This is a genomic window from Zavarzinia sp. (assembly GCF_041650655.1).
Classification (GTDB): Bacteria; Pseudomonadota; Alphaproteobacteria; order Zavarziniales; family Zavarziniaceae; genus Zavarzinia.
In genome coordinates this window covers 1-3,303 of the sequence record NZ_JBAZKR010000221.1, presented here as the reverse complement: position 1 = coordinate 3,303, position 3,303 = coordinate 1, and the positions used below count along the sequence as shown (strand labels likewise).

At 67.2% G+C, this 3,303-nt stretch carries 4 protein-coding genes; all 4 read right to left on the bottom strand.

From position 1 onward, the window contains the following. Nucleotides 1-1,449 (bottom strand): efflux RND transporter periplasmic adaptor subunit (locus WC493_RS22555; RefSeq protein ID WP_373068763.1); only part of this gene is annotated, 1,449 nt, incomplete at its 3' end. Continuing rightward, on the bottom strand, nt 1,446-2,714 hold the full coding sequence (locus WC493_RS22550) for a TolC family protein (protein WP_373068761.1): 1,269 nt from the start codon (nt 2,712-2,714) through the stop codon (nt 1,446-1,448). The genes WC493_RS22555 and WC493_RS22550, both read right to left, overlap by 4 nt. Nucleotides 2,715-2,718: 4 nt before the next feature. Beyond that, entirely contained in the window at nt 2,719-3,051 is a 333-nt protein-coding gene (locus tag WC493_RS22545) for a copper-binding protein (RefSeq protein WP_373068759.1), read from the bottom strand. Between the two features lie 63 nt (nt 3,052-3,114). Continuing rightward, nucleotides 3,115-3,303 (bottom strand): ATP-binding protein (locus WC493_RS22540; RefSeq protein WP_373068757.1); only part of this gene is annotated, 189 nt, incomplete at its 5' end.

Sequence of the window (3,303 nt, the reverse complement as noted above, 5' to 3'; positions counted from 1 at the left end):
GACGAAGTCCATGGTCATGCCCGGCCATTTGAGGCTGGCCACCGGACCGTGCGTCACGGTCACGCTGCCGGTCTTCGCGTCGATGCCGTCGAGCGTACCGGTCGCCTGGTGGCTGACCGCGCCTTTGCCACCCTGGGCAAGGGCCGCGGGCGCACTGCCGGCTGGAGCGGCAAAGCCGCCCAGTGCCGCCTTCAGATTGCTTTCGGCATCGATCAGGAAATTCGCGGCCACCACCACCGGCTCGCCGTCCTTGACGCCATCGATGACTTCAACGTAGCTGTCGCTGCGCGCACCGAGCTTGACCTCGCGCGGCTCGAAGCGCCCCGCGCCTTTTTCGATCAGCACGATCTGCCGCGTGCCGCTGTCTATCACGGCCGATACGGGCACCGTCACGACCTTGTCGCGCGCGCCCACTGCCAGCTCCACGCTGGCGTACATGGCCGGCTTCAGCATTCCGCCCGGGTTGGCCAGTTCGATTCGCACCGGGATCGTCCGCGTCTCGGCCTTCAAGGTCGGGTAGATGTAGGCGACGGTGCCGGTGAAGCTCTTGTCCGGATAGGCGTTGATCGCGAGCCTGACCTTTTGCCCGGCCTTGACCTGCGCGATGTCGCGCTCGAAGACGTCGGCCAGCACCCAGACCGACGACAGGTCGGCGATCTGGTAGAGCATCTCGCCGGGCATGAAGCGCATGCCGGCGACGGCCTTCTTCTCCAGTACCACGCCGCTCGCCGGCGAGCGGAAAGTGAGCGTGCGCTTCGCCTCGCCGCCGGCTGCCAGCGCCTTGGTCTGCTCCTCGGAAATGTCCCAGTTGCGAAGACGGGCGAGGCTTGCCTCGGCCAGCTGGCGCATGCCGGACTGCATCTCGGCACTGGCGTCCTTCAGCGCCGCGACGCCTTTGGCCGCCACCACATATTCGCGCTGCGCCGAGACCAGTTCCGGGCTGTACACCTCGAACAGCGGCTGCCCCTTGGCCACCGGCTGGCCCGTCGCGCTGACGTGCAGACGCTCGACCCAGCCCTCGAATTTCGGTGCCACGTTGTACACGCGGCGCTCGTCTATCTCCACCCGTCCGGCGGCCCGCACCTGGCGCGCCAGTTCGCGCAGCGCTGCGGGCTCTGTGCGCACACCGAGCTTCTGCACCTTCTCGGTGCTGATCTTGAGTTCGCCTTTCGCGGTGCCCTCGTCTTCGCCTTCGTAGACCGCGATGTAGTCCATGCCCATCGAGTCCTTCTTCGGCACCGGCGAGGTGTCCGCCAGGCCCATCGGGTTGCGGTAGTAGAGCAGCTTGCGCGGTTTCTGCACCGCGTCCGCTGCAGCCGGACTTGCGGCAGGAGCGGCAGCCACCGTCGCCGTACCGCCAGCGCCGACTCCCGGACCCTTGCCGGCCCAGTAGCCTGCTCCGACGGCCAGCAGCAGGGCCGCGAGCACGACCGGAATCTGATATTTCATAGTTCCTCTCCCACCATTTTCTCGATCTCGGCCAGACGGATCTGCTGGTCGCCACGTGCCTTGACGAGTTCGCCGCGGGCACGGCGCAATTGCCGGTGCGCGTCGAGTACGGCGGCGAAATCGGCACGGCCGTTTTCGTAAGCGGCCAGGGCCGCATTCAGGTTCAGCTCCGCCTGCGGCAGCAGGCCGGTACTCACCAGCGATTCCAGGCGCCGCGCGACTTCGAGGCCGGCCAGGCTTTCGCTGAGTTCGGCCAGAGTCTGGTTGAGGTTGCCCTGGCGGCGCAGGCGCGCTGCTTCCAGATTCAGTTCGGCCTCGCGTTCCTGCGCGCGCCGGCTGCCCTGCTGCAGGGGGATGTTGATCTCGAACATCAGCTCCCACTCGCTGACGCGGTTGCGGGTCTGGGTCGGGGAAATGCCGAGGTTCACGTCCGGATAACGGTTGCGCTCGACGAGGTCGCGCCCCTTCTCGGCGCCTGCGATGCGCGCGTCGTCGGCGGCGAGCTGCGGATTATTGGCGCGCAGCCGCGCTTCCAGCGCGACCATGTCCAGCTGTGCCACCGGCGGCAGCAGGCGCAGCTTTTCCGGCGGGCGCAGCTTGACGTTTTCGGGACGGCCCAGCAGGGCGCGCATCCGCGCGCTGGCCTGGGCGCTCTCGCCTTCGAGCATGACCAGGTCGGTCTCCATGGCGATGATTTCGGACTGCGCGCGCAAGGCATCCTGCTGGCTGCCGAAGCCGCTGCCATAGCGGGTACGCGCGATCTCGGCGACGCGGCGCATCAGGTCGAGGTTTTCCTGCGCATAGCGGATGCTGATCAGATGCACGTGATGCTGGGCATAGGTCAGTTTGATCTTCGTCGCCAGCTCGATCCAGCCGGCGCGGGCGCGCGCCTGTGCCTCGTCGGCAACGGCACCGGCCACGCCGCGGCGCAGATCGCGCTTGCCGAACCAGGGCAGCGCCTGGCTGAAGGTATAGCGCGCGCCGCCGATCCGCGGCGGCAGCACATTGGCGCTGGCATCCATGCCTTCGTTGGTGACGTCGCGCAACTCGGTGCGCAGCATCGGGTCGGGCAACGCGCCGGCGGGCTCGATCCGCGCCGAGGCGGCCTCGGCTTCGGCGCGCAATGCGGCGAACTCGGGATGGCGGCTGCGGGCGAACTCGAGCAGGCTCTCGACTTGACCGCCGATGAGCACCTCGGGTTCCGCCGCGCCGGCAGGTCCTCCCGCGAGCAGCAGCATCGCGAGCAGGATGGAGGCGGGGCGCATGGCCCTACTTCGCCGCTTCGACGCGAACGACGGAGTATTGGCCGCCCTTTTCTTCGGCGCGGAAGCGCACCTTGTCACCCTCCTTGACCGCCGCCGGCACCACCCCCTTCTTGAAACTGAAGGTCATGGTCATGGCGCCCATGCCCAGATTCTCGATAGGGCCATGGGTGATAGTGACGCTGCCCGCCGCACGGTCGAGTCTCCTGACTTTGCCTTCGGACAATGGCTGGCTGGCTGCCCTCGCCGCCGGAGCCCGGTCAGCTGCAGCGGCCGGGGCCGGGGCCAGCAGGATTGCGAGTGTGGCGCCGGCAAGGGCGCGCAAAACGAGGTATTTCAAGAAAATCACTCCTTTGACAAGGGTTACTAGGAAACAAGAATGCTGGCGCAAGCATAGCGCCGATCACGGTATTCTCAGTTCGAAAGACACGCCGTCCGCACCAGACTGGACGGAAATCTCCCCACCGTGCGCGCGAATGATCGATCGGGTGATGGCGAGGCCCAGGCCTGCCCCTTCACCGCCCCCGTGGCGCGAAGGGTCGGCGCGGTAGAAACGATCGAATATCCGCGACAGATGATCTTCCGGGATCGG

Bases quoted from the DNA above. Each gene is read 5' to 3' on its own strand.
- WC493_RS22550 (WP_373068761.1), bottom strand. From the start codon at position 2,714: ATGCGCCCCGCCTCCATCCTGCTCGCGATGCTGCTGCTCGCGGGAGGA.